Genomic DNA, 25,968 nt, shown 5'->3' on the forward strand with positions numbered 1-25,968 from the left:
CTGTTTCACTGTCGGATGGGGTTATTCTTCAATAACCAGGTCACCCAGGTACGGGAAGTTCATCACGTTGACCACCGGCTCAACATTGACGCCCTTGCGAGCGGCCCATGCCAGGTTCTGCCAGTGCAGCGGGATGTAGGCAGCGTCGTCGTACAACATCTGTTCGATCTTCTGCATGATGGCTGCACGTTTGGCCGGATCAGTTTCACTGTTGGCTTCATGCATCATCTTGTCTGCTTCCGGATTACAGTAGTTACCGGAGTTGTACTGACCCAGGCCGCTGTCAGTATCCGGGCAAGCAGTGAGGAATTCGAAGAAGTTGTTGGAATCTTCTGTATCCGCATGCCAGCCGATCATCATCATGTCAGCCGCGCGCTCATCGAACTCACCCCAGTACTGCGCCTTGGGCATGGTTTTCAGATCAACGGTGATGTTGATCTTGGCCAGCATGGACGCCACCGCCTGAGCGATTTTTTCATCGTTCACGTAACGGTTGTTCGGCGCCATCATGGTGATGGTGAAACCGTCGGCGTAACCCGCTTCTTCCATCAGCTGCTTGGCTTTCTTTAGGTCATAACGCGGCTTCAGAGCCTCGTTATAACCAAGGTAGCCTTCCGGGCTCATCTGTGCGGCAGGGGTAGCGAAACCGCGCATGATTTTCTTGACGATACCTTCCTGGTTGATGGCGTAGGCAACAGCCTGACGTACACGGGCATCCTTGAAGGCTTCAACACGTTCCTGGTTCATCTGGAAGGTGATGATACGGGTACCACCCATGGTCACCAGATCAACCTTGTCGTTGCTGACGATACGCTTGTGATCGGTCGGCGGAACCGGCGCGATGAAATCAACATCGCCGGACAGCAGTGCGGCAACACGGGTCGGGGCTTCCTTGATCGGCGTCAGTACGATTTCGTCAACGTTACCCGGGGAGTTGGTGTCCCAGTAGTTGTCGAAACGGGTGAAATCAACACGTACACCCTGCTGGCGCTCACTGACCACGTAGGGGCCAGTACCGGACAGCTGACGGGACGCGAAGGAGTTGCCGTGCTTCACCAGCTTGTCTTTGGGTTCGCCATTGGCATCGTTACCGGTGTAGAAGGCGCTGTCCATCGGGAACAGATAGGTTACGTTGTTCAGGACCAGCGGGAAGGGCTTGTTGGTGACCAGGTCGATGGTGTAGTCATCGATCACTTTCAGCTCAGCGAACGGCGCGAAGATACCCTTGAAGTCCGGGGAGGTGCGCAGACGGTTGAAGGTGAACAGAACGTCCTTGGCGGTAAAGTCGTTACCGGAATGGAATTTAACGCCCTTACGCAGATGGAAGCGCATGGTCAGGTCGTCAATACGTTCCCACTTTTCGGCCAGACGCGGCTCAAAACCCAGATTGCGATCCCAGCGGACCAGCGGGTCGAAGGTCATGTGCGCCAGCTGCATGGTACCGCCGGACAACTGCTCATGGGGGTCAAGGGAGACAGGGTCAGCGTCGTAGGCCATTTTCAGGGTTGCGGCATTCGCGCCCGCCATGAGCCCAAGGCTCATCATGGCACCCGCCAGTAGGGATACAGTTTTGTTCATATTGGCTTCCTGTTGTTATTGCCCTGCAGCATCTCAAATTGGATGCAGCCTGTTGTCGTTGGAAAATGACTTTTAATTAATCCGTCATTAAAAAAAGTCTAATGGAAGCCAGCCCCCCTACCAATTTGAATAACGAAACAGGGGATACGTTATCTGTATAGCGCTATTTTTCCTTTCAAAACAAACAACTTAGAAAAGTCAGAAATAGATGACGCCGGTTAGGCCAGCTGTTTTACGGGTAGGTTTTGAGCCGTTTCAGGTAAGAGGAAAGCGAAAAACCCAGATGCTGACTCAGTTCACGCGCCCGTTTTTCCAATTGCCCGGAGCTCAGTCCATGGTCCTCTGCCGCTGCAAAAACGACCCAGTTGCCACTCTGGGTATGGCAGCCGTAAAGCACGCCAAAATGTTCCAGCAACAACTCCAGTGTTCGCCCTCCCACATGGTCGCGCCAGAGGTTCAACACCAGCCAGCCGCCAGGCTTCAGTTGCTCTTCACAGAGGGCCAGATAGTCTTCACCCAGCTGTTTTTCATTCAGCCCGTCAGCGCCATAGATATCACTGAAGATAATGTCCGCCTTGCGGGTTTTAACGGATTGCAGAAACTCCAGGGCATCCAAAGTGTGGATCTGCATGCGCTTGCCACGGGGCAGTTGAAAGAAACGATAGGCAACTTCGACAACTTCGGGGCGCAGCTCCACAATCTGCTGCTTACAGCCAGCAAAGCGCCCGTGCAGACAGGTATTGAGCGCCCCGGCACCCAGCCCGAGGCTGATCACCTGCTTGGGTTCAGCAAACAGCAGCACCAGTAGCATGGCGCGGACATATTCATGCTCGGGAATCATCGGCTCATGCTTCAGGCAGCAGCTCTGTTCGTCCACATCACCAAAAGCAAGATAGCGTTTTTCACCGTCATCAAGCACACGCACCGCCCCATAGCTGTCGTGGCCTCGGTAGATTTCTTTGCCCGGTAATGACATCTGGATTCCTTGAGCTGCCGCAAAAGGCCGCCATTATGCCTGTGCCTGCCACCAAAGTCGTGCCGCCGGCGCTGACGTTTCCCTTTTGTATGGTGCACACTAGACTCAAAGATGCGTACTGGAATCACGTCACGAGGGAAGCGCCATGCCGGAAGTACTGGTTGTCGACGACGAGCCCAACATCCTGTTGTCACTTGAGTTTCTGATGCAGCAAGCGGGATACAAGGTGGTAACCGCGCCGGATGCCGAGCAGGCTGCAGTGCTGATCGCCGGACACTGCCCGGACCTGGTCCTGCTCGATATCAGCCTGCCGGGCATGAGTGGCTTTGATCTGCTGGAGCAGCTGCGCCAACAGCCGGACACACAGAAATTGCCTGTTATCATGCTGACCGCACATGGCCGTGAGGTTGAAAAGGAGAAAGGACTGGCACTGGGCGCCAATGACTACATCACCAAACCCTTCTCCACTCGTGACCTGGTCAGCCGTGTCGATGCCTTGCTGAACACGCCAACATAATCCTGGCAGGAGACCGAGTCATGCCCAACCGCCAGAATCTGATTGGTATTTGGCTCCTGCTCACCGGAGTCGCATTCGTAATCGGTATAGGCCTCGCAATGACGCTGATCAGCCAGCTTCAGCCCCCTGTTCCCATGGCGCTGATCTGGACGTTGGGACTATTGCCTGGCGCACTTTTGCTGGCTTTGGGACTGGTATTGGAATGGCGTCTGTTTGCGCCGCTGCGCCAACTGCAGGTATTGCTGGCACGCCTGCTGGCAAGCCCGGATGCCAAATCCGACTTCCCTCTGGCCGGCTGGCTGAACGGATTGCAGTCTGATCTTGATCAGGTCCGCAATGGCTGGCGTCAGGACCGACAACGACTCAAGGATGCACGCACCGAAGGCGCACAGGAAGCGGCCAGCACCCAGCAGGAACTGGAGAGCCTGGTGCAATCGCTCAGCCTGCCGCTGCTGATCTGCGATAAACATCAGCGCCTGCTACTGTTTAATCAGGCCGCCGTAGAGTTATTGGGCGAACACAGCCCGCTTGGTCTTGGTCGACCACTGACACAGATTCTGCCCCACAGCAGCCTCAAGGACGCCCTTAATCATTTTGACGCCGACAGTGCCCCCCATCCTTTATTATTACCCGGTGAGCAGCACTGGCTCAGATGTGAGATTCGCGCGCTGGCCGGCGCCAGCCAGCACCGACTGATCACCCTGCAGGATTCCACTGCTGCCCTGCGTGCCGACCAGCAGTGGCAACACAGCCTCAGCCAACTGCTGCCCCGCCTGCGCGGCCATGCCGGCAGCCTCGGCAGTGCCACTGAAGCGCTGATCCAGAGCCGCGACAACCCTGATCTTTCCCGCCGCCTTGAACAGGCGATTGAACAGGACAGCGAAGGCCTGGCCCATACACTGGATAGCCTGACCCGCTTGATCGAGTCTCATCAGCTGGGGCATGCCCGTCTGGAGGACACCTGGTCCAACGACCTCTGCCATGCGCTGCAAGCCAAGCTCAAGCCAGCCAGTATCCAGATCACCCCCATCGGCATTCCCGCCTGGCTCAAGGTTGACGGGCCCAGCTTGCTGGCTCTGCTGGAGCATGTGTTGCGAAACCTGAAACAGGCCCAGAATATTGACCAGTTCGAGCTGGAGTTGCTGCTGGGCAACCGCCGGGTCTATCTCGACCTCTGCTGGCATGGAAAAGCGGTCACTGAAACCCGGCTGGCGAGCTGGCGGGAACAAAGCCTGTTTGATGAGCCCCTGTCGCCACGATTCAGCGATGTATTGAGCCAGCACGGTGCCGACCTCTGGTCACTCCCCAATGAACGCCCGGAGGATCCTGTACGGCTGCGCCTGCCTTTGCCCGCATCGTCACGTGGCCTGACTCCGGTTGCCAAAGTGCGCTCACGCCCTGAGTTTCATGACTTCAGCATCGCCCAGCTGGCTCCGCCCGATCAGGACCTGGCCAGCCGACCTCTGGATCAGCTGGAATTGGTAGTATTCGACACCGAGACCACCGGCCTGGATCTGCGCGGCGGTGATCGCATTATCAGTCTGGCCGGTTGCCGTATCCTGAATGGTCGCCTGCTGGCTGACGACAGCTTCGACCAACTGGTCAATCCGGGCCGGTCCATCCCGCAGGCAAGCACCGCCATCCATGGTCTGACCGATGAAGATGTCGCCCAGGCACCGCCGGTGGAGGTGGTATTACCGAATTTCCATCGTTATGCCGGTAACGCAGTGCTGGTGGCACATAACGCCGCCTTTGATGTGCTTGCTCTGCAGCTGGCGGGGCCATCAATCGAGTTTACCAACCCGGTACTGGATACCCTGTTCCTGTCACGCGCACTGGATCCGACTCTGGACGGACACGGGCTCGACGCCCTGGCGGAGCGCTTTGAACTCCAGTTCCCACCCGGCACCCGCCATACCGCACTGGGCGATGCCCGGGTAACCGCCGAGCTGCTGCTGTGCCTGCTGCCGCGCCTAAAGGCACGGGGCGTGCGCACACTGGGTGAAGCGCTGGCGCTGCAGGCCAAGGGAGAACACAGCCAATGAAAGCGCCCCTGCAAAGTCGACTGGTCGCCCTGAGCCTGCTGGCACTGGCACTCTTTTCACCGCCGCTGCTACTGCTGTTTGACCGCCCGGCCGCCTGGGGCTTCTCAAGCCTGCCGGTGAGTATTTACCTGATCTGGGCACTGGTGATTCTATTGGCGGCACTGACACTGGAGCGGCCGGATGCAGACTAACTGGGTCGTGCTCATCATCGCCTTCAGTTATCTGGCGCTGCTGTTCGTCATCGCAGCCTGGGGGGATCGTCGTGCGGAACAAGGCCGATCCCTGGTCAACTCACCGACCATATATGCCCTGTCGATTGCGGTTTACTGCACCGCCTGGACGTTCTATGGCAGTGTCGGTCGCGCCGCAACCACTGGCCTCAGTTTCCTGCTGATCTACCTTGGCCCTACCCTGGCCATGCTCTGTGGCTGGCTGGTGCTGCGCAAAATGGTGCGTATTGCCCGCTCTCAACGCATTACCTCCATTGCCGACTTTATCAGCGCCCGTTATGGCAAAAGCAGCGGCCTGGGGATGCTGGTGGCACTGATTGCCGTGGTAGCGATCATGCCCTACATCGCACTACAGCTGAAAGCGATCACCGTCAGCTATGGCGTACTCACGGAGTACCCCAACCTTTCACCCCCCGACCTGTCCCTGAGTGACTTCTGGAATGACAAGGCATTCTGGGTCGCACTGGTGCTGGCCGTTTTCATTATCCTGTTCGGTACCCGCCATCTGGATGCCAGCGAGCGCCACGAAGGCATGGTCACGGCCATCGCCTTCGAGTCACTGGTGAAACTTTTCGCCTTTATCGCAGTGGGCGTGTTTACTTGCTTTGTACTTTATCCTAGCCCTGCGACACTACTATCTCAGGCCGGTGCGTTATTGCCGGAGATGGAGCGCCACTTCGGCCTCGACCAGATTCCCGGTGGCCCACTGGGCTGGTTCGGCACCCTGGTACTGGCCGCACTGGCGTTTATTACACTGCCACGCCAGTTCCAGGTACTGGTGGTGGAGAACGTAAACGAACAGCACCTGCGCCGTGCCTGCTGGCTGTTTCCGCTCTACCTGCTATTGATCAACCTGTTCGTCATCCCCATCGCCCTGGCCGGCCTGTTGGGACTACCCGGCACCGGCGAGCCGGACAGTTTCGTCCTGACCCTGCCGCTGGCAGCGGGACTGGAGGCCTTGCCCCTGCTGGTGTTTATTGGTGGCCTTTCTGCCGCGACCAGCATGATGATCGTGGAGACCATCGCCCTGTCGACCATGGTCAGCAACCAGCTGGTAATGCCTCTTCTGCTGCGCTGGCGGCGTCTGCACCTGGAAGAATCACACGACCTGTCCGGCTGGCTGCTGGGCATCCGTCGCATTGCCATCATCGCCATCCTGATTCTGGGCTACCTCTACCATGCTCTGATTGGCGAAGCCTACAGTCTGGTTACCATTGGCCTGGTTTCCTTTGCTGCGGCAGCCCAGTTCGCACCTGCGCTTCTGCTGGGGCTCTACTGGCGCGGTGCCAGCCGCAATGGCGCTGCAGCCGGTCTGGTGGCTGGCATTCTGGTGTGGGCCTGGACGCTATTGATTCCCGGCTTTGCCCTGTCGGGCTGGATGCAGACCGACTTTATCGAGCGGGGGCCGATGGGCCTTGAGTGGCTCAAGCCCTATGCTCTGTTTGGTCTGGAAGGCTGGGATATCTATACCCATGCGCTGTTCTGGAGCATGCTGGCCAACCTGGGTTTGTTGATCGGTGTATCCCTGTTCAGTCGCCAGAGTCATATGGAACAAACTCAGGCTGCACTCTTTACCAACGCACTTAAGCCCGAAGCCGAGATGGCCGCCATCTGGCAGGGCCATGCCAGCCGCTATGAACTGTTCAGGCTGGTGCAGCGTTACCTGGGTAAAGCCGCTACCCAACGCCTGCTGGGTCCGGCGCCAACCGGCGATCAGATTGACTCTGCCGCGACGCCGGCCATGCTGGCGGCTGCCGAACAGGGGCTGACCGGCGCACTCGGCAGTGCGACAGCCCGTATTCTGATCAACTCGGTGGTCCGCGGCGAAGCACTGGATATGGCATCCATCCTGAGCATTCTCGATACCACCTCGCAAACCCTGGAATACAACCGACGGCTGGAACAGAAGTCCGACGAGCTGGCCCGCATCGGCACCGAACTGAAGGGCGCCAATGACCGTTTGCGTGAACTGGACCGGCTCAAGGACGAGTTTCTGGCCATGGTCAGCCATGAGCTGCGCACGCCACTGACATCCATCCGAGCCTTTGCCGAAATTCTGAACGACAGCGAAGACATGGCCCCGGAACAGCGCCAGCATTTTCTGACCATTATCGTGCGCGAGAGCGAGCGCCTGTCGCGCCTGATTGAAGAAATTCTGGATATGGCACGGCTGGAATCGGGGCGCATGACACTATCGCCGCAACGCTGCGACCTGTCACAACTGGGCCACCAGGCCGTTGAAGCGGTGACACAGCTGTTTGAGCAGCGCCAGGTTCAGCTGGATGTTGAACTGCCCGATACGCCCTGCCCGGTCATTGCCGACCCGGACCGCCTGCAGCAAGTGCTGATCAACCTGCTCGACAACGCTAGCAAGTTTGCCGACCCTGAAACGCCTCAGGTTCTACTGCGCTTACAGCAGCACAAGCATAAGTTCAGCGTCAGCGTAGAGGACAACGGCCCCGGCATTGATGAAGCCGAGCGCGAGAAGGTATTCGAGAAATTTCACCAGATTGAACATCAGCAGCAGGGCCAACAGGTTGCCGCTCAACGGCCCAAAGGTACCGGGCTTGGATTGCCCATCAGCCGAGGGATTATCAATCAGTTGGGTGGTCGGCTATGGGTGGCCGAGCCCGAAGTTTTAGGCGGTGCGTGCCTGCGACTGTCATTGCCACAGGCACTGGAGGAAGATCAGGAAGTCAGTTCGTAAGCCAGATTCGCCAGACCGGCCAGCGGCCCCTGGTCGGCGTTCAATTCACGCACCATACGGCGGGTTTCACAGGCACACTTGCCACACTGGGTACCCAACTCGGTTTCCCGGCGGATATCTGCTAATGAAGTCGCCCCTTCATCCACCAGGCGGCGAATTTCTCGGTCACTGACACGTTTGCAGATACAGATGATCATGGCTGTTCGTCCATCACTATCATGAGAATAGGTTTTATTTATGGTTCGAATATAAATGAAACATATTCTCATTACAACCCTAATGATAACTGATCGCATTCAATTTCGTATCTGTCGTACGCGCCGCTGAAAACGGCGGATCTGTTGCAGATCCCATTGCAACTCTCGCCTTTCACCATCACACAGGCTGCGCGGGTCCAGCCAGTTATCCGGCACTGCACCGGCATGCCATGCCTGCAGCTGCGCATCCAGAAGCTGCGCCTGCAGATGCTCAAACGCTCGACTCAGACACCAGTGTTCATCGTCACTCAGCTGACTCTGCGTATGTAGCCACTGAAGACGCTCACGCGTACCGACTTCAGGGCATCCCTTAATAAGTGCCATCAGACGCAATGCCGCCGTGAGTGACAAAAGCCCCTGGCGCTTAAGATTAATGGCTTCAGGGTGTGGCGCCTCACGGCCATCCCCCTGCAGACGATCAAAACGGTCCAGCGCCACCGGTGCTTCATCGAAGAGCTCTGCCATTTCATGCATGAACAGCCCGGCTTCGGCGCGCTGCTCCAGAATGGCATCACGTAGCGCCTCAGCCAAGGCTTCATCACCATAGACGGGAGCGAAGTCGAACAGGATATTGCACAACTGCACCAGCCGGACCCGCCGCGTACTCATCCAGAGCCGCATCTGCTCTCGCCACTCACTGATCGGTTTGCGCCAGAGCGGACGCGATGCCATGACATCGCCACGACAAAAAGGGATACCAGCCTGATCCAGCGTCGCAGTAAAGCGTTCAGCCAGATTGAGGAACCAGGTATCAATTTCGTTGTGGTGCTCGGGTGGGTAATCTTCGAGGATCAGACCGTTATCCTGATCCGGATGCAGCAGGCTTTCATGGCGGCCACCGGAGCCCATCACGATCACGCAGAAACTGACAGGTGGCGGCCCCCAGCCTTGAGCCTGCATCTGCTCCAGTGCCTGCTCGATGGCCTGACGGTAGCAGAGGTCATTGTGGTCACTGAGCAGAGCCGACACCAGCCAGGCCGGCAGCGAGAGGTCCAGCAACTGCTGCGCCAGCGCGGGCTGATGGTCCGGGCGGTGTTCGGGCCCCTGCTCCAGTGGAGCAAGATGGGACTGTAACGGCTCCATCACGCGGGCCACATTTGCAGCAGGTCTTGGCCCTTTAAACAGTTCACGCCAGTGGGTTTGCATCCTTCCCCCTCCCTGTCCGATACACTCTTCAGCATAGAGGGGTTGGCAGGCAAATCCAGCCTGAACGGCTTATTCGCAGCGGCGACAGCCCGGGCCGGTAATCTGGCTGCGACCGCCACTTAACGGCTGCACTTCGATACGAGTAGAAATACGCTCTTTCAGGGCCTGAACATGGGAGATCACACCGATCAGCTTGCCCTCCTGCTGCAAGCCAGAGAGCGTATCCAGTGCCGTTTCCAGTGCCTCTTCATCCAGAGTGCCAAACCCTTCATCGAGGAACAGTGAATCCACGCGCACATTGCGACTGGCCATGCCGGACAGACCCAGCGCCAGCGACAGGCTGATCAGGAAGCTCTCGCCCCCCGACAGGTTCTTGGTAGAACGCACCTCACCGGCCTGATAGTTGTCGATCACATTCAGCTCAAGCGGCTGCGCCTCATCCCGTGCCAGCAGGTAGCGGTCTGACATTTTCTGCAGCTGGCGGTTGGCATGGCTTACCATCAGCTCAAAGGTCAGGCCCTGGGCGAAGTTGCGGAATTTCTTGCCATCCGCCGAGCCAATGAGCGCATGCAACTGCTCCCAACGGTCCAGCTCTCGCTGCTGGGCTGCTATGGCCTGCTGCTGTTCACCAAACTGCTGTTTTTTCGCTTCGTTATCTTTCAGCGTCTGCTGCAAGCTGCCGCGTTGCTCCAGCTGCTGTGCCTGAGTGGCTTTCAACTGCTGAAGATTGGCCAATAACTGTTGTGCCGGCTCTTCTGTCAACGCCTGCTCCTGCAAAACGTCCAGAGCCTGCTCAGATCGGCTTTTAAGTGCATTCAGGTGTGAGGTGCGCTCCTGCAACGCCTGTGCCGTCTGCTGCAAAGCCGCCATCTGTTCACGGGGCAAAAGAGCCGCCTCGAGTGCAGCCTCATTGGCAAAGGAGCTCTGTGCCAGTGATTGAGTAAAGGCTGACTGCATCTGTTCCACTTCAGCCTCCAGTGCCTGAATACGGCTGTCGGCGTCCGTAATTTGCTGACGTCGCTGATTCAGGCTCTGCTCACTGCGGTTAAGGGCTTCACGGCATTGCTCGACCTGCTGACGCGCCTGCGCAACAGCTTTCTCAAGGCGCTTGACCCAGTCCTCGGTATCCGTTTCCGGCGACATCTCGGCCCGCTGCTGCTGCAATTTGATTAGGGCCGCTTCGGCCGCGTCCACATCCAGGCGTTGCTGCTGACGCTGCTGTGCCTGCTGTTGCTTTTTTTGCTCGGCCTCAAGACGGTCGATGCGATCCAGACGCGCCTTTAGCTGCTTCCACTGCTCGCCGGCTTCCTGATAGGCCTGCTCCAGCCTGTCCGTATCCGGACATTCAGCCCAATCCAGCTGTTGCAGACAGGCATTGACCGGAGCATCCAGCGCAGCCAGTTTCTGCTCAACGACCTGCCCTCGCTTTTGCCCTGTCTGTAACCGGGTATTCAATTCGGCCTGTTTAATGTCCCACTGGCGCAGTTGGGCCTGGAGTTTCTCCAGCTGCTGTTCCACCAGCTGCAGGCGTTTGCGCTCTTCGCTCAGAGCCGGTGGCTTCTCGATGCGCCAGGGGTGCTGCTCGGAGCCGCAGAGTGGACAGGGTTTGCCCGGTTCCAGTTCATGGCGTTGCTGTTCCAGATCGGCGATACGGTCCGCCAGACGCTGCATGGTGTGCAGATCCTGCTGTTCACGCTGCAACAGCTCCAACTGCTGGCGCCCCTGCTCCGCCTGTGCACTGACGTCAGCCTGCTGTGCCTGCAACGGCGCCTGATCGGCGATAAGGCCCTGCTGCTCCTGCTTCAGCTCGGCCTGTTGTCGCACCAGATTACGCAACTCGCGCAGACTCTCGCCACGAATACGCACCTGCTCCTGCTGATCCTTGAGCTGATCACGCCCGCCTTCACTGATCGCATCCTGCAAGTCTGCCTCGGTCTTCGCCATGGCGGCCTGCAGCGCAGCCGGATCGGGCGCAGGCCCCTGCAACAGCTCTGCCGGCAGTTGAGCCTTGAGCTGCTGCCAGGCGTCACGCTTGAGGCTGACTGCATAGTCCTGCTCGCGTAGCTGCTTAATCAGGGGCTGGTGTTGCGTCAGGTTAGCCTCTGCTGCTTGATGATGCTCTTGTGCCTGCTGCAGTGCGGTGTTGGCCGTCTGGTGCGCCTGCTCCAGCGTTGGCAGCTCCTGGCGCAGTTGCTCGCCGTTTTTACGCGCCTGGTTCAAATCGGTGCGACGCTGAACCAGGGGCACGTATTCAGGCCTGAGGCTCTCGGCTTTTTGCGCCTGTTCCAGACGCTGCTGCTGAGATGCAAAGGCCTGACGTTCCTGCTCCAGATGCTGCTGATCCTGCTGCAACTTTTTGAGCTGCTCGTTTTCCTGATCCAGCTGCTGACGCCAGTGCACCAGTTTTTGCTGCTGATCGACCTGTTTCTGCTGTGCCTCAACCGCTTCATTCAAACGCGCCAGCTCACGGTTCAAGGTTTCAGCCTCTTCCTCATCCAGCAGCTTCAGGCCGGCCTGGGCCGCGCGTAGATGCTCCAGCTGCTGGCGTTCCTGCCCGCGGCGCTCATGCACTGCCACGGAGATGTCGGAATAGATGGATGTACCGGTGATCTGCTCCAGAATAGGAGCGCGCGCATCCGGGTCCGCCTGCAGGAAAGCGGCAAAACTGCCCTGCGCCAGCAGCATGGAGCGGGTAAAACGCTCGAAATCCATCCCGCTCAGGCACTCAATCAGTTCAGCCACATCCTTGATCTTGGTCGCCAGCAACTTGCCATTTTCGGCATCGGACACTTCATGACGTGGCGGCTGCAAACTGCCATCAGCCTGCTTGCGGCTTCGGTGCTGACTCCAGTGACAGCGCCAGGCACCCTGCGGGGTTTCAAAGACCACCTCGGCAAAACACTCACCGGTCTGACGCGACATTACCTCATTCTGTGCCTGGCTGATACGAGACTGTCGCGGGGTGCGCCCGTATAGTGCCAGACAGACCGCATCCAGCAAGGTCGACTTGCCGGCACCGGTCGGCCCCGTAATCGCGAACAGGCCATCGCTGGTATATGCCGGCCCCGTGAGATCGATTTCCCATTCGCCGGTCAGTGAGTTGAGGTTCTTGAAACGGATCTGGAGTATGCGCATGAGGGCCCGGTTCGGTTAATTAAGGCTTCTTTGATATACTGTTCTGTTTGCCGATGAGTGCTGCGAGGGAAAATGCTGCAACGGTTGCTACATCATACCCATACCCTGTCCCCGACGGAAAAAAGTATGGGAATCATTACCTTGGCCATGTTTCTTATTCCCGGCCTGGATGCCATCGCCAAGTTGCTGACAGCGGACCTGTCACCGATCCAGATCGGCTGCGTGCGCTTTGGCCTGCAGGCCTTGTTACTGGGCACCTTGCTGATCCGTTCAGACAAGATTCTGCCTGCCAGACACGTACTGCTTCGCCTGATGATGGCAGGTTTCTGGATTGCCGGTTCCGCCGGTTTCCTGTTCTGGGGCCTCAGTTATCTCCCGCTGGCCAACAACACCGCCATCTTCTTTGTCGAGCCCCTGATACTGATGCTGATATCGGCAGCGCTGCTGGGCGAAAGCATTCAGCGATATCAGTATCTGGCCGTCATTGTGGGCCTGCTGGGCGCAATGGTGGTGATACGCCCCAACTGGGAAGCCTACGGCGCGGCGGCACTCTTGCCGTTGTTGGCCGCCACCTGCTTTGCCTCCCACGTAGCAACGCTGCGCCATCTGTCCAGCCACATCGGCAGCCTCGCCTCCCAGTTCTGGATTAGCCTGTTTGCCTGCATGTGGATGGCTCTGGCGGTATTGAGCGGTGAACTGTTCGAGATCGAGTTCCTGCAATGGCGTGCCATGAATATGGAACAGAGCTCACTGCTGTTGCTGATGGCCGTTGTGGCGACACTGGCCTTTGGCCTGGTCAGTATCGCTCTGAAACGTGCCCCGGCCAGTTTGCTGGCACCTTTCCAGTATCTGGAAATCATCAGTGCCACCGCGCTCGGATATCTGATTTTCGGTGATTATCCGGATGGGCTGACCTGGCTGGGCACCTTCATCATTCTCGGTTCGGGACTGTACCTGTTTTATCGCGAACGCAGGACCCAGCAGCTGTTGCGCTGATTATTCAGCGCGCTGGTCCTCTTCTGCCATGGATTGCATCAAGCCGTGGAACAACCGTGTCAGTTCGGACTGCTGTTCTGCGGGCACCTGATGCGCTTCCAGGGCACGGGCAAAAACGTCCGCCGGCTGCAATTCATCCAGCGTTTCCTGCTCGGTCTGGCGTGACAACACCCGCTCAACCACACGGTTGTTTCGCACCCTCAAAATACGCAAGGCAGTATCGGCCACCTGCTGGTCCAGCCAGTCGCGCAGATCCGCTGCAACCTGCTCACCCTCGTACTGGATTTCGAGCCAGATCGATTCCTTCTCCTGCGCCAGCCGTGTCAGCTCATCTTCCAGTTTATTCTGGTCACCACTGAGCCGTTCGAGACGCTGGAACCTTGGGATCTCCAATAGTTCAAGCTGATGTGCCCTGCCCTCAAACTGGAGCAGGCAAAGGCTCTTCTGCTGTTTGGCCTCGCCAAACCCCATCGGCAGGGGCGAGCCGCTATAGCGGATATGCTCACAACCGGCGACCGCCTGGGGAACATGCAGGTGACCCAGCGCCACGTAATCCAGACAGTCAGGAAAGGCATCCACCCCAACCTGCGCAAGCGACCCCACATAAAGATCACGCACGCCATCCCCATCCAGGGTCTTGCCACCCGCCGCAAACAGATGACCCATACCGATCATCGGGATCTCGGCCCCCAGCTCTGTACGCAGCTGTTCGGATGCTGCGCAGACCCGGGCATAATGCTCGCGGATGCCGGCAACCAGTTTACGGTCCTTGTCTTCCAGGCTTTCGCCCGCTTCAGCCTGTCGGATATCACGGTCGCGCAGGTAAGGTACTGCACAGATAATCGCTTCGGGCTCGCCCTGGCTATCGCGCAGCAGCACAACCTCATCGGCGGGCTGGTCGCAGGCGGCGCCGACAACATGGACATCCAGCGCCTTGAGCAGCTGCGCCGGTGCATCGAGAAAACTGGGCGAGTCATGGTTGCCGCCGATAATGACCACATGCCGGCAGGATGAGGCCGCAACGCCATTGAGGAAACGGTAATACAACGCCTGCGCCCGGTTACTAGGCGTGGTGGTATCAAACAGATCCCCGGCAATCAGCAGCACATCGATCTGCTGTTGCTTCACTTGCTCCAACATCCAGTCCAGAAACGCCGCAAACTCCTCATAGCGCTTTTGTCCATAGAGCAAACGCCCCAGGTGCCAGTCAGAGCTGTGCAGCACACGTAGAGGCCGGTCAGTGTTGTCAGCACCAGGCTTTTGCACCTCTTCGGTGGCTGGTACAGCGTTCTCCGTCACCGGGTCCGCTTCAGGCTCCGGCAGGTCGAACAGTGAAGGTTGTTCTGCCACGGTCATTCTCCCTGCAAAGTGGCCAGAATACGGCGACTACCGCCATGGTCGCGGTGCTCGCCCAGATAAATGCCCTGCCAGGTGCCCAGATTGAGCCGGCCATTGGTGATCGGCAGCATCAGGCTTACCCCCAGAATGCTGCTTTTGAAGTGTGCTGGCAGGTCGTCGGGCCCTTCATAGGTATGCTGGTAGTAAGGCTCGTTTTCGGGCACCGCACGATTGAAAAAGGCCTCAAAGTCCGAACGTACGGTGGGGTCAGCATTTTCATTCAGGGTAAGGCTGGCCGAGGTATGCTGCAGTAACAGGTGCAACAGGCCGGTTTTCACTTTCCTGAGTTCAGGCAATGCCTGCTCGATTTCATCGGTAACCAGATGAAAGCCGCGCTGACGGGCGCGCAGCTGAATGGTGTGCTGATGCCACATATCTCTCTCCTGCCAAGTGCGGGCAGTGTAACGTAAAACCTGCCGGGGCTGCAGATGGGCAAAAGTGACGAGACTAACGAGAGACCAGCGGGATATGAAAAAGCCCGCCGGTTTCAGCCGGCGGGCCTGGTACTTGTTTGAACCCCAGAAGTTGTTATTCCTGTTCGATCATGAACACATCAAAAAACTTCGCCAGCTCCTCATGTGCACTGACAGGCAAGATGGCAGCGATATGCTGGTCAGGCCTTACGATCACGACACAGCCCTGGGAGCGGTCAATGCCGCGCAGGTCGTAGATGTCGTTTCCTTCTTCAGCATGGAAGACTTTTTCATAGTCACGCAGGCCGTACTTGCCTTTCGCAGGCCAGAGGTAATCCGGCAGGTCCTGCATTGACAAGTCCTGCTGCTGGAAAACGGCATAGGTATCGATAACAGAATCAATATCAGCGCCCTTCGGCGTGTATTTCAGTACCGGTGAAGACGCATCACTGGCCAGGAAATCGATGAACTTGTAAGCCTCTGATGAGGTATCCGTCGGGGTTTGCTTGTCGCCAAACAGGAAGATGCGCCAGCGGCCATCCGCTTTTACCAGATGCCCAAGGTGCTGGACTCTTCCGTCGGCCACGCGTGTCGCTTCCGCCGAATGGAAACGCTGGCCGATATGGTAGCCCGTCGCCAGATGCTGGTTTTCCTGTCCCGTGCAGATATAGGACGGGAAATACTCGATGGATGTCCCGGCAACAAAACCACTTTGCCGCTTCATAAAGGCTTCGATTTTGGCCGTATCGACTTTAGCCTGGTCGGAATCATCACCGGCAGTCGGCCGTGTGGCCACCAGTCTGGACAGCTCGCGGTCAGCGTCGATCAACTGCTGCGCTACCTTACGTCGTTCCGGGCCATAGGTGCTCAGTAGTTTCGGATGGCATTTACCCTGAAGTACAGAGGCCAGCTTCCAGCCCAGATTGAAGGTATCAGGCAAGGAGGTGTTCAAGCCCCAGCCCCCTTTCGGGCTGTGCGTGTGACAGGCATCACCGGCGACAAACCCGCGAGGTATAACCTCTTCCGGGCTATCCACGGGGCGGTTATCAAAGCGTTCGGCGATGCGCTGCCCCACCTCATAAATGGACCACCAGGCTACTTCTTTTACATCCAGGGTATAGGGATGGAAAATCTTCTGCGCCTTGGCGATGAGGTCTTGCTCGGTCAGCTTCACATCCGATGCACGCTTGTCCTTGCCCAGCAGGTCCAGCTCCACATAGAACCGGCACAGGTAGCCGCCTTCACGGGGAATGGTCATGACCGCGCCGTGATTCTTTGACTGGATAAAGCTTTTGATACGGATATCCGGGAAGTCTGTGTTCAGCAGGATGTCCATGACGCCCCAGGCCTTGTTGGCGGAATCGCCCAGCAGCGGGATCTCCATGCTCTTGCGAACCTTGCTTCTGGCGCCATCGGTGCCAACGACAAAACGCGCTTTCACGGTTTCGGTCTTGCCGGCGCCTTCATCGTCACAGCACTTGAACGTCGCCGTGATAGGGTAAGCCTCAAGATCCTGCGTCAGGCTGTCATCAATGGTCATCTCCACCAGCTCACGGCTGTAATGGGGGCGCAGGTGAGTGACGGACCTTTCCATACCGTCCAGCAACAGTTCATGCAGGCGGGCCTGATTCACAATGCCATGGGTAAACTCGGACAACCCGGCACGGGCATCAGCAACTTTATGGGTGCGCTTGATGTTCTCGGGATTAGCCTCGTCAGGCTCCCAAAAGGTGTTTTGTTTCAGCTGGTAGGTCTCTTTCACCACCATTTCGCTGCTGTTAAAGGCTTCCATGATCTCCATGGTGCGACAGGAAATGCCATCTGCACGCCCGAACAGCAGAGGACCAGCTGCCATATCAACAATGCATGTCTTGATATCCGGGAACTCGGACAGCTGGCGCGCCATCGTTAAACCCGCAGGGCCAGTGCCGACGATCAGGACATCTACCTCATCAGGCAGGTCCTCTATCGGTGGGTTGGGATAAGGTTCTCGAACCTCATCAGGAACCTCGTAATTGCCGGGTTTGAAACCATTCAGATGATATTGCATTACTCAATTTCCTCGCTTATGGCCCTGCTGTTACTGTAATAATTATTAATTAATATCTTAATAGTTATTCCAGAGAAAGCGGTTCAATGCAACGGTGTATTCATGCAACCATTCTCTCCCTGACATCAGCTCTACCCTGCCATCGGGATTCAGCCAAGCCAGGCTAGACAGGAATCTACTGAAAAGAATAGACGATATGACCTGTCCCGACACCTGACCCTGCGGATATGGAATCGCTACGGGCAGTATCTTCAGACCGCCTTTCCTACGTAGCCAGCACCCGCATTGGTTCTAAACCAGCACGCTTGCCAAACGACGCACCGCTTCTCTCAGCGTACCCGGCGTCTCATGGCTGAAATTGAGCCGTATGGCTGAGACCGGTGACTCAGCCTGAGGAGATTCTGAAGCGGGAAAAAACGCATTACCCGGCACGATGGCAACACCCTTTGCCAGTGCCTCTTTGGCAACGGCAAGTGGGTCACGGCCTGGCAGTTGGAGCCAAGCAAACATGCCACCCTCGACCGGTTCAACGATGGCCTCCTGCCCAAGATAATCCGACAGGGCTGACACCAGCGCCTGATAGCGCTCGCGGTAGATTCCGCAAAGTTGCCGGAGGTACGCAGGAAATGCTGGATGTGCGAGAAGATCCAACAACAAGGCCTGCATCGGTATGCTGGTGTGCAGATCCGATGCCTGCTTCACCTTTAGCAACGGCGCGAGCCAGTCTTCGGGGGCGCTGAGCACACCCAAACGCATACCGGGTGTCGAGATTTTCGAGAACGACCGCAATACCATCGCACGTTCGGGGCAGAAGGATGCAACCAAAGGCAGCTGCTGACCGGCAAAACGCAATTCCCGATAAGGGGCATCTTCGATCAGGGCAACCTCATATTGACGGCACAGCGCTGCCACCTGCTTTCTGATATCCAATGTCCAGCTCACCCCGGTCGGGTTATGGAAGTCAGGTACGGCGTAGAACAGCTTCACCTTGCCGGATGCGAATAACAACTCCAGCTGGCTCAGGTTTGGCCCGGTGGGGTTTTGCTCAACCGGATGAATAGACGCACCCGCCAGTGCAAAAACCTGCAAAGCCCCCGGATAACAGGGCGCCTCCATTGCGACGCCATCTGCCGGATTCAGAAACGCACGAGCGATAAGGTCGAGCCCTTGCTGGGAACCGCTGCACACGAGCATCTGATGGCCGGATGCCACTCTGTAATGCTCATCCAGATAGTCCAGCAGCGGCTTGTACCCACGCGTCTCACCATATTGAAACAGTGCGGGCGTATCCGGCATCTTTGCGAAGCCCTCTGCCATTAAGGACAGGGGAAAATGATCTGACGCAGGCAGACCGCCGGCCAGTGAAATAACGCCTTCGGTAGTAGCTGCCGCCAATATTTCGCGAATGTAAGATGGCTGAATCTGTTGTAAATGTTTGGCTGTTTGCATGGTAAACCCTCCTTGTCCGGCCATACTACTCAGGCCCAGCCAGCCAGGCTTGTCCATATATAAGGCTTTATTTGCTTATTTATGCTTAACTATTTGTCTATTTATGCTTTTTAAATAACGACTCATGGCTACCAAGCAGCAAATTGCGCGCATCAATGATGTTCTTTACGAGATACACAGGGATACGTCCGCCGAGCTTTCCGGCCGCAGACTGGCAAGAGTTGCGGCCTATTCCGAACAGCATTTTCACCGTGTTTTTCAGGAAGTGGTCGGTGAGTCTGTGCATCAATATGTCAGACGCACCCGGCTGGAACAGGCAGCAAACCAACTGATGTTTGATCGTAAACGCCCTGTTCTGGAAGTGGCTGAGCAGTGCGGTTTTGCATCCCTGTCTTCATTTAACCGGGCGTTCAAAGCCACGTTCGGCGTCACCCCGGGGCAATGGAGAGCTGAGGAGCAGAGCAGCAAATCACGGCCCTATCTGACCGACGACGAGATCGCTACCGCTTATCAACGCTCACAGTCGGTCCAATTGCCTACACCGAACCTCGTGGAACTGCCCGCCCAACCGGTGGCCTACGTACGCCACCAGGGGTACGGCCGAAGTATCCGACAGGCATGGCAAACACTGCAGGTATGGGCTGCCGCAGAAGGCCGCACATTTGATTTGCAGCTGGGGCTGCATCACTCCAACCCTACATGGGTGCCGTTGGATCGATGCCGCTACGTCGCCTGTCTGGGAATCGACAAGCCCGTTCTAAGAAGGGGAATCGTTAACAGCATGACTATCCCGGGTGGACTTCATGCTGCATTTGATTTGACGGGTAAATACGGGGAGTTGCTGCCGTATCTCAGCAAGATACTTGATGATTGGCTGCCCTCTTCCGGCTTCAGAGCAAAAACAACACCCGCTTTTGTGCGCTACCGAAAGAATCATTTCCTGGCAGCCGATGAGCGCTTTGATTTGACGTTCTATCTGCCCATTTCACTTTGGTAGGTCATACAGCTTCACTCTGCTGCAGACAGAGATTAAGCCAGGCATTGATACCCGCGCTGCGGTATTTCTGCTTGTGAATGATGAGATACAGCTGGCGGCTGAAGTCCCGACCCGGCACCTGAAGGCGTTTGAGACTGCCACGGTTAAATGCATCGGTCAGGGTAATCATCGACAGGCAGCCGATACCCAACTGCGCTTCAACCGCACGTTTTATAGCTTCGGTGTGCTGCAATTCGATGGCGATGGTCAGATCCGGCAGCAGCCCTGACATGGCCCGGTCGAAAGCCTGGCGGGTACCGGAGCCGGCTTCACGCAGTATCCAGCGAGCCTGGCGCAGATCATCATCGGAGACTGTCGGTTGCTGAGCCAGGGGGTGATCCGGGTGGCAGAACACGGCCAGTTCATCCTTTCGCCAGTGTAGAATTTCCAGATCCGGGTGGTTCAGCTCCCCCTCAATCAGGCCAACATCCAACTCGAAGTTCAGCACCCGCTCAACGATGTTTCGGGTATTGGCAACATCCAGCTGCAAACTGGCTTTCGGATACCGCTCCATATACTGAGCCATCAAGCCTACGGCCAGATAGTTGCCGATGGACAGGGTGGCACCTACATTAAGCGGACCGGCTTCGGCGTGCTGTAGCAAACTTTGCTCGAAATCACGTGCCTGCGCCAGCAGAGCCTCTGCCTGCGGCCTCAGTAAACGGCCCTGCTCATTCAGCTGCAGGCGCTTGCCGATACGGTCAAACAGCTGAAGCCCGAACTGGCTCTCCAACTCTTTGAGCGAGCTGCTGGCCGCACTCTGGGACATGGCCAATTCATCAGCGGCACGGGTGAGGTTCTGCTGATGTGCGATGGCAACAAACACTTCAAGCTGTCGCAGTGAGTAACGCATGATGAGCCCTTTTCGAAAAAATCGAATACAGATATTGAAACAACCTGATTTATCGATATTTTGGAGGGCGTTAGTATTGTCTGCAAGGTCAATTTATACAGGAAAGCAGCAAGACGATGAGTAACCTGATCCGCGAAACCGTAACAAGTGTGCACCACTGGAATGACACCCTGTTCAGCTTCACTACCACACGGAACCAGGGTCTGCGTTTTAAGAATGGCCACTTCACCATGATTGGTCTCGAGGTGGACAACAAGCCATTACTGCGTGCCTACAGCATCGCCAGTGCCAACTACGAAGACGAGATGGAATTCTTTTCCATCAAGGTTCAGGACGGTCCACTGACCTCACACCTGCAGAACCTCACCGTTGGTGATGAGCTGCTGGTCAGCAAAAAACCGGTTGGCACCCTGGTAACCGACAGTCTGCTGCCGGGTAAAAACCTGTACCTGCTCAGCACCGGAACAGGATTGGCACCCTTTATGAGCATCATCAAGGATCTCGACGTATACGACGAGTACGACAACGTGATCCTCACGCATGGCGTACGTTACGTATCCGAACTGGCCTATCAGGACCGCATTGAGAACGAACTGCCGAATAACGAATACTTCGGCGATATCGTGCGCGAAAAGCTGATCTATTACCCGACCGTGACCCGTGAGCCCTTCCGTAATCAGGGCCGACTGACCGATGCCATCACGACCGGAAAGCTGACGCGGGATATTGGCCTGCCGGATCTGAACCCGGAAACAGACCGCTTCATGCTGTGCGGTAGCCCGGCGATGCTGAAGGATTTGACGGAAATTCTGGATGCCAAAGGCTTTAAGGAAGCGCGTGCGGGAGAAGCCGGCCACTATGTCATTGAGCGCGCATTTGTCGAAAAGTAAGCAGCCCTGCCTGATTTGATTGATCTATGGACTGCGGCGGTGACCCAGCCAATTTCCTGACAGACCCCGGCCGGCTTGGCCGGGGTTAGGTTTTGCTGAGACTGCAGCTTGCTGTTGAAGGGAGTTTACTTTTTGCCATCCATTTGCCTCCCGTGGGCTGAAACAACCGTTATTTAACCAGCGCTCAACTACGCCAGAGCTTTCTCAGGCTTCCCAGCATCTCCTGTACCACCTTGCGTCGAGCACGAATCCGATCCCGTCTCAGTTGCTCGTAGTTGATACCGTCTTTGCCATCCCGATATCTATGCGGAATGGATTCGGAGAATGAATCGCCAACAGCGCTTTTCTGTCTGTCACCGCTTTTTGCCTGGACTAATGCCTCACACGACTGAGGGTGATAGTCACCTCTTACGTACATCATGTCTTTGTCCTCCAATACGCTGTCCCTGAAAACAGGGGCATTTGCTATCTGATGATTTCGGGCACATGCTAGGCGTGTTCTTCATTGCAAGAAATTCCAAAAACATGAGAACTGACTTTGCAAAAACGAACAGCAAAAAAGGACGAGACCGGCACTCTTACCTCAGATAAAACGCGAGGGCATCTTGCGTGGAATGACTTTGAGACGATTCTTGCCATCGCGACCGAAGGCTCCTTGTCTGGCGCCTCTCGTGCATTGGGAGTGAGTCATGCCACCATCTTTCGACGCCTGGGTGAGATCGAAAAGTGTTTGGGCGTAACCCTTTTTAAAAGAAGCCGCACCGGGTACAGGCCGACGCCCGCTGGTGAGGAGCTTGCCGAAACGGCCAAACTAATGGACGAGGCGGCTCTGGATGCCCAGCGGAGAGTGGCCGGTCGTGACCTTGAGCCCAGTGGCGAAATCTGGGCGACCACCACAGACTCCTTGCTAATGGGCCTGCTTGCGCCGCTGTTCACACAATTCCGGCACGAATATCCCGGCATCCTGCTCGATATTGCCATCTCAAACCAACTGTTCAACCTGACACGCAGGGAAGCGGATGTTGCCATTCGCCCTTCCAACCAGCCCCCTGAAAACCTTATCGGTCGACCACTGACCAAGATTGGTCAAGCAATATACGGACACCGAAGCCTCGGCTTGATCCCGGGGGAGCCTATCCATGCCTACGCCAGCCACCCCTGGATTGGTGCCGGGCCCAGGCTTCAGGACGCAGAGCTGGAGCACTGGATGGAGAACAACGGGCTAAAATCTGCCTGTGTCCACCGTGTTGATACGCTTTTGGGCATACTCAGCGCGGCTCGCGCTTGCATGGGGCTTGCAGTACTGCCCTGCTACCTGGCTGATCAGGACCCGGACATTGTTCAACTCAGTGACCCCATTCCCGAGATGGAATATGGCCTCTGGTTTCTAACCCACCCTGACCTGCGCGGTGTGGTGAAGATTCATGCATTGATGGAATTTCTGACAGATGCAGTCAGGGCACAAACGCAACGCCTGGCCGGGCTGCCACTGAAATAACATTCATGACTACAGGAAGGGAATCAAATGACGGATCACAAGGGCTCTTGTTTGTGTGGCACAGTCAAATTTGAAGTAAATGGAGACTTCGATAGTTTTTACCTTTGCCACTGTCGGTATTGTCAAAAAGATACGGGATCTGCCCATGCAGCAAACCTGTTCTCGCAAACCGCTCAGCTGAACTGGTTGACGGGTGCAGAGGCCGTAACCTCGTTTACCCTGCCGGGCACCCGCCACAGCAAAAGCTTTTGTAAGTTGTGCGGCTCAGCGTTACCCAACATTCAAGCTGAAGGCGTGCTCGTCGTCCCCGCAGGATCTCTGGATACTGAATGCACGCTTGCGCCAACTGCACACATTTTCACATCGAGGAAAGCAGCCTGGGACCGGGCACTCGATGAAATTCCAGAGTTCGAAAACCTTCCGGAGTAGTCTCAGGACACCTGACCTTTAGCAAGATGACACTGCTTCGCACTTCTTGCGGTCACATATAGTAGGCTGACAATAGCTACAGCATGCCTGCCTAAATTCCCCGGGGATCATAATGACCGATGAACATGAATCTGACTTTTCTCCCAAGCCATTAACAAACCTTCGTTTTCATAATCTGGCTTGCCTTACGCTCTGGAGTATTTGCTTTAGCGCTGTAACCTGGGTATTCAAATCAGGCGCGTTTGTAGCATGGGACAGGCATGTAAACTTTGGCCCAAACCCAGGCGGACTGGGATGGCTGGCAAGTATTGCTCTGGGTGTAGTTGTCGGAACACTGGCCTTTGGGGCTCTGTATGCGCAGGCCATGTTGAGTTATGCACGCTGGCAGCTCAAACGTCATAAGGAAAAGGCCGATAAAGCTGGTTATCAAAAATGACAGCTTGGCGCACAGAGCGGACATTCGCAGGAATCGTTCGGTTGCCCCGTGAACCATAGGAAATGTGGATAAGCTGCTTTAAGTTTCTGCGGTTACATACAGTGTATTGAAAGCCACGAGCCTAGGGTGCTTGTTTTGTCACTTGACTGTGCTCATTTGTAACTGGTAACAGGCAGTAAAATCGTTCAGTATCAGGAGACTATGGACTGGCCGTTGCAGGATAACGCGCACGGCAAGGCTTCAAAACGCGCATGCTCGTTTTCACCGGAAGAGAATGACTGTGGTATCTCGATTTATCCTTTCTCTTCAGGTGCTTACAGCAGCTTTTCCAGTCTTCGACTGAGAGCAAATATGCGCATGCGCAGCATTAAAAATGTTAGTAATTAAGGGAAATCATGAAACTAGCTAAAACTCATCACGAAGGGTTTGCTCGTTTTTTCGAGCAACCAACAAGGGAAAGTCTCCGCGAGCTGGTCAGGCAAGGCGTTGGAGAAACTGACTATCTGGACTTCAAGGCACAGTGGCCAGATCTAAATAAAATCGCGAAACACATTCTTGCCTTAGCTAATAGCGGTGGCGGTGCGATAGTTGTTGGAATTAAACAAAATGAAGATGGTTCGCTGAAGGCATGCGGCTTAGATAAGTTAATCGATAAAGTTGAAATCGTAAAAGTCGTCAAAAAGTACCTACCTACAAGCTTGAGTTACGACGTAATCGATTTCTCCTTTGAGGATACTGAATATCCCGCGATCAAAGGAAAAAATTTCAGGTAGTAATCGTAGAGTACGCTGAAAAATATCTGCCGCTACTTTCTCTAAAAAGCGGAACTGATATTAAGGGTAATGTTGCATATGTTCGGGAGGGGACGGAGTCTATTGAGGCGAACCATGAGCAGTTGGAGCACCTAATTAACCTGAGAGTAGAAAGTGGGTACTCCTCAAGCCACACTCTCGATTTGCGCGAACACCTAGAGCAACTAAAAGTTCTTTACCAATCCAGGAAAAAGACAGGGATAGGCGTGCTTGATATTTCCGAAGTGATGAAAGAGAGCCTATTCGGCCCCTTTCTCAACGAATATTATGATTTCATTGAACAGCAAATTGAGCGTAAAAAAAACCGTATCGAGCGTGAGCTGGATACGTGATTGATACAAGGTGTCTAAGGTCGCCTACGTTGCTCACCGGGTCCTCTACAGCTACGCTGCTGCGGCCCCCATGACACGGAGCTAATGTCCGCTTTAGGCCAGCACCTGCTATTTAGGCTAAAAGATTTATCAAATAGCTATGACACATTGAGCCTTCATTATTGTTGCGAAGCACTTCAGGAACCAAGTATTAAATCAGGCTACTTGGGATCTATACGAGCCGATCTATGTTGCGCTTGGTGCATGGCCCTCTGACAATTGAGAGATAACGTGGAGTATTACGCGTCACTCCCTTTGACAGCGTGCCGCAGCACGTCCCTGGCCGCTTCCGTGGGACAAGCAGCCCGCAACAGCTTTTGGAACTTGAAACACTCTAGATGGGAAGGCGCGGGGCATTCTGCAACGTGCCGTAGCATGTTACTCAAGGTCTTCAGCCTGCGTGCCTGGCGATCGAGTTCATCAGCCCTCTCACTCAATGTTGGTCGAGGAAGGTTTGGCTTTCTATCCTTGTCGAACATGCTACCAATCTCTTCCAGAGAGAACCCCGCACTCTTGCCCAATGAAATCAAAGCTAGCTGCACGAGCGTATCCCTGTGGTATTGCCGGCGCAATCCGTTTCTGGCGATGGACTTGATCAGGCCAATTTCCTCGTAATAGCGGAGCGTCGAAGTGGCGACACCACTGGCTTTCGAGAGTACACCGATATCGATGAGATTCATGCTTGACCTCAAGTTGACTTGAAGTTGCATACTAGTTGGCAACCAAGCTTCTATCAAGGGTCAAAC

Annotated in this window: 24 protein-coding genes; 12 read left to right on the forward strand and 12 right to left on the reverse strand. The window is 55.9% G+C overall.

Going from position 1 to position 25,968, the window contains the following annotated elements; all coding sequences use genetic code 11:
- Positions 1-21 precede the first annotated feature (21 nt).
- Together BW956_RS15490 and BW956_RS15495 are read right to left on the reverse strand one after the other, a co-directional pair.
- Positions 22-1,578 (reverse strand): ABC transporter substrate-binding protein, encoded by a 1,557-nt coding sequence (locus BW956_RS15490; protein WP_010322746.1) that lies wholly within the window; start codon positions 1,576-1,578, stop codon positions 22-24.
- A gap of 232 nt (positions 1,579-1,810) precedes the next feature.
- The gene (locus BW956_RS15495; RefSeq protein WP_076463940.1) at positions 1,811-2,554 is read right to left on the reverse strand and encodes a spermidine synthase; all 744 of its coding nucleotides are present in this window, start codon (positions 2,552-2,554) and stop codon (positions 1,811-1,813) included.
- A gap of 145 nt (positions 2,555-2,699) precedes the next feature.
- Here BW956_RS15495 and BW956_RS15500 point away from each other — a divergent pair, with 145 nt between their 5' ends.
- From BW956_RS15500 to BW956_RS15515, 4 genes are read left to right on the forward strand one after another with little or no spacing between them, the layout of a single operon-like run.
- Positions 2,700-3,071 carry a response regulator transcription factor gene (locus BW956_RS15500; protein ID WP_076463943.1) on the forward strand — a complete coding sequence of 124 codons (372 nt, stop codon included), beginning with the start codon at positions 2,700-2,702 and terminating at the stop codon, positions 3,069-3,071.
- A gap of 20 nt (positions 3,072-3,091) precedes the next feature.
- Positions 3,092-5,116: a 3'-5' exonuclease gene (locus tag BW956_RS15505; protein WP_076463946.1), complete on the forward strand. Its 2,025-nt coding sequence runs from the start codon at positions 3,092-3,094 to the stop codon at positions 5,114-5,116.
- The gene (locus tag BW956_RS15510) at positions 5,113-5,307 is read left to right on the forward strand and encodes a hypothetical protein (RefSeq protein ID WP_076463949.1); all 195 of its coding nucleotides are present in this window, start codon (positions 5,113-5,115) and stop codon (positions 5,305-5,307) included. The genes BW956_RS15505 and BW956_RS15510 overlap by 4 nt, the downstream gene beginning before the upstream one ends.
- Positions 5,297-8,053: a sensor histidine kinase gene (locus tag BW956_RS15515; RefSeq protein WP_076463951.1), complete on the forward strand. Its 2,757-nt coding sequence runs from the start codon at positions 5,297-5,299 to the stop codon at positions 8,051-8,053. The genes BW956_RS15510 and BW956_RS15515 overlap by 11 nt, the downstream gene beginning before the upstream one ends.
- Here the strand turns inward: BW956_RS15515 and BW956_RS15520 are convergent.
- The 3 genes from BW956_RS15520 to BW956_RS15530 form a co-directional block, all read right to left on the reverse strand.
- On the reverse strand, positions 8,035-8,250 hold the full coding sequence (locus tag BW956_RS15520) for a (2Fe-2S)-binding protein (protein ID WP_010322740.1): 216 nt from the start codon (positions 8,248-8,250) through the stop codon (positions 8,035-8,037). The two genes, BW956_RS15515 and BW956_RS15520, sit on opposite strands and share 19 nt — an antisense overlap.
- Before the next feature lie 99 nt (positions 8,251-8,349).
- Positions 8,350-9,456 (reverse strand): DUF294 nucleotidyltransferase-like domain-containing protein, encoded by a 1,107-nt coding sequence (locus tag BW956_RS15525; RefSeq protein ID WP_076463954.1) that lies wholly within the window; start codon positions 9,454-9,456, stop codon positions 8,350-8,352.
- 69 nt (positions 9,457-9,525) lie between these two features.
- Positions 9,526-12,591 carry an AAA family ATPase gene (locus BW956_RS15530; protein WP_076463957.1) on the reverse strand — a complete coding sequence of 1,022 codons (3,066 nt, stop codon included), beginning with the start codon at positions 12,589-12,591 and terminating at the stop codon, positions 9,526-9,528.
- A 126-nt stretch (positions 12,592-12,717) separates the two neighbouring features.
- Here BW956_RS15530 and BW956_RS15535 point away from each other — a divergent pair, with 126 nt between their 5' ends.
- On the forward strand, positions 12,718-13,587 hold the full coding sequence (locus tag BW956_RS15535) for a DMT family transporter (RefSeq protein WP_076463960.1): 870 nt from the start codon (positions 12,718-12,720) through the stop codon (positions 13,585-13,587).
- Here the strand turns inward: BW956_RS15535 and BW956_RS15540 are convergent, their stop codons facing one another.
- From BW956_RS15540 to BW956_RS15555, 4 genes are all read right to left on the reverse strand, one after another.
- Positions 13,588-14,937 (reverse strand): exonuclease SbcCD subunit D C-terminal domain-containing protein, encoded by a 1,350-nt coding sequence (locus BW956_RS15540; RefSeq protein ID WP_139327207.1) that lies wholly within the window; start codon positions 14,935-14,937, stop codon positions 13,588-13,590.
- Between the two features lie 2 nt (positions 14,938-14,939).
- The gene (locus BW956_RS15545; protein ID WP_076463963.1) at positions 14,940-15,359 is read right to left on the reverse strand and encodes a secondary thiamine-phosphate synthase enzyme YjbQ; all 420 of its coding nucleotides are present in this window, start codon (positions 15,357-15,359) and stop codon (positions 14,940-14,942) included.
- 154 nt (positions 15,360-15,513) lie between these two features.
- Positions 15,514-17,448, reverse strand: coding sequence for an FAD-dependent monooxygenase (locus BW956_RS15550; RefSeq protein WP_076463966.1), 1,935 nt, complete (start codon positions 17,446-17,448; stop codon positions 15,514-15,516).
- Between the two features lie 291 nt (positions 17,449-17,739).
- Positions 17,740-18,897 (reverse strand): aminotransferase-like domain-containing protein, encoded by a 1,158-nt coding sequence (locus BW956_RS15555; RefSeq protein ID WP_076463969.1) that lies wholly within the window; start codon positions 18,895-18,897, stop codon positions 17,740-17,742.
- Positions 18,898-19,021: 124 nt separating this feature from the next.
- Between BW956_RS15555 and BW956_RS15560 the strand changes: the two genes are divergently transcribed.
- Positions 19,022-19,894 (forward strand): AraC family transcriptional regulator, encoded by an 873-nt coding sequence (locus tag BW956_RS15560; protein WP_076463971.1) that lies wholly within the window; start codon positions 19,022-19,024, stop codon positions 19,892-19,894.
- Between the two features lies 1 nt (position 19,895).
- Here the strand turns inward: BW956_RS15560 and BW956_RS15565 are convergent, their stop codons facing one another.
- Positions 19,896-20,786 (reverse strand): LysR family transcriptional regulator, encoded by an 891-nt coding sequence (locus BW956_RS15565; protein ID WP_076463974.1) that lies wholly within the window; start codon positions 20,784-20,786, stop codon positions 19,896-19,898.
- Between the two features lie 116 nt (positions 20,787-20,902).
- Between BW956_RS15565 and BW956_RS15570 the strand changes: the two genes are divergently transcribed.
- The gene (locus tag BW956_RS15570) at positions 20,903-21,676 is read left to right on the forward strand and encodes a ferredoxin--NADP reductase (RefSeq protein WP_076463976.1); all 774 of its coding nucleotides are present in this window, start codon (positions 20,903-20,905) and stop codon (positions 21,674-21,676) included.
- 184 nt (positions 21,677-21,860) lie between these two features.
- Here BW956_RS15570 and BW956_RS22305 read toward each other — a convergent pair whose 3' ends face one another.
- Positions 21,861-22,097: a hypothetical protein gene (locus BW956_RS22305; RefSeq protein WP_139327208.1), complete on the reverse strand. Its 237-nt coding sequence runs from the start codon at positions 22,095-22,097 to the stop codon at positions 21,861-21,863.
- Positions 22,098-22,214: 117 nt separating this feature from the next.
- Between BW956_RS22305 and BW956_RS15575 the strand changes: the two genes are divergently transcribed.
- The 5 genes from BW956_RS15575 to BW956_RS22780 all read left to right on the forward strand — a co-directional run bounded on the left by BW956_RS15575 (position 22,215) and on the right by BW956_RS22780 (position 25,183).
- Entirely contained in the window at positions 22,215-23,174 is a 960-nt protein-coding gene (locus BW956_RS15575) for a LysR family transcriptional regulator (RefSeq protein ID WP_076463978.1), read from the forward strand.
- A 27-nt stretch (positions 23,175-23,201) separates the two neighbouring features.
- A complete protein-coding gene (locus tag BW956_RS15580; RefSeq protein ID WP_076463981.1) occupies positions 23,202-23,603 on the forward strand; it encodes a GFA family protein in 402 nt (133 codons plus the stop codon).
- 112 nt (positions 23,604-23,715) lie between these two features.
- On the forward strand, positions 23,716-24,039 hold the full coding sequence (locus BW956_RS15585; protein ID WP_076463983.1) for a hypothetical protein: 324 nt from the start codon (positions 23,716-23,718) through the stop codon (positions 24,037-24,039).
- 395 nt (positions 24,040-24,434) lie between these two features.
- Positions 24,435-24,812, forward strand: coding sequence for an AlbA family DNA-binding domain-containing protein (locus BW956_RS15590; RefSeq protein ID WP_076463985.1), 378 nt, complete (start codon positions 24,435-24,437; stop codon positions 24,810-24,812).
- A 245-nt stretch (positions 24,813-25,057) separates the two neighbouring features.
- Positions 25,058-25,183, forward strand: coding sequence for a hypothetical protein (locus BW956_RS22780; protein ID WP_276327838.1), 126 nt, complete (start codon positions 25,058-25,060; stop codon positions 25,181-25,183).
- A gap of 278 nt (positions 25,184-25,461) precedes the next feature.
- On the opposite strand, the gene BW956_RS15595 is transcribed toward BW956_RS22780, so the two are convergent.
- Positions 25,462-25,902 carry a helix-turn-helix domain-containing protein gene (locus BW956_RS15595; RefSeq protein ID WP_076463987.1) on the reverse strand — a complete coding sequence of 147 codons (441 nt, stop codon included), beginning with the start codon at positions 25,900-25,902 and terminating at the stop codon, positions 25,462-25,464.
- Positions 25,903-25,968 lie beyond the last annotated feature (66 nt).

The sequence above is a fragment of the Marinobacterium stanieri genome (assembly GCF_900155945.1).
Taxonomy (GTDB): domain Bacteria; phylum Pseudomonadota; class Gammaproteobacteria; order Pseudomonadales; family Balneatricaceae; genus Marinobacterium; species Marinobacterium stanieri.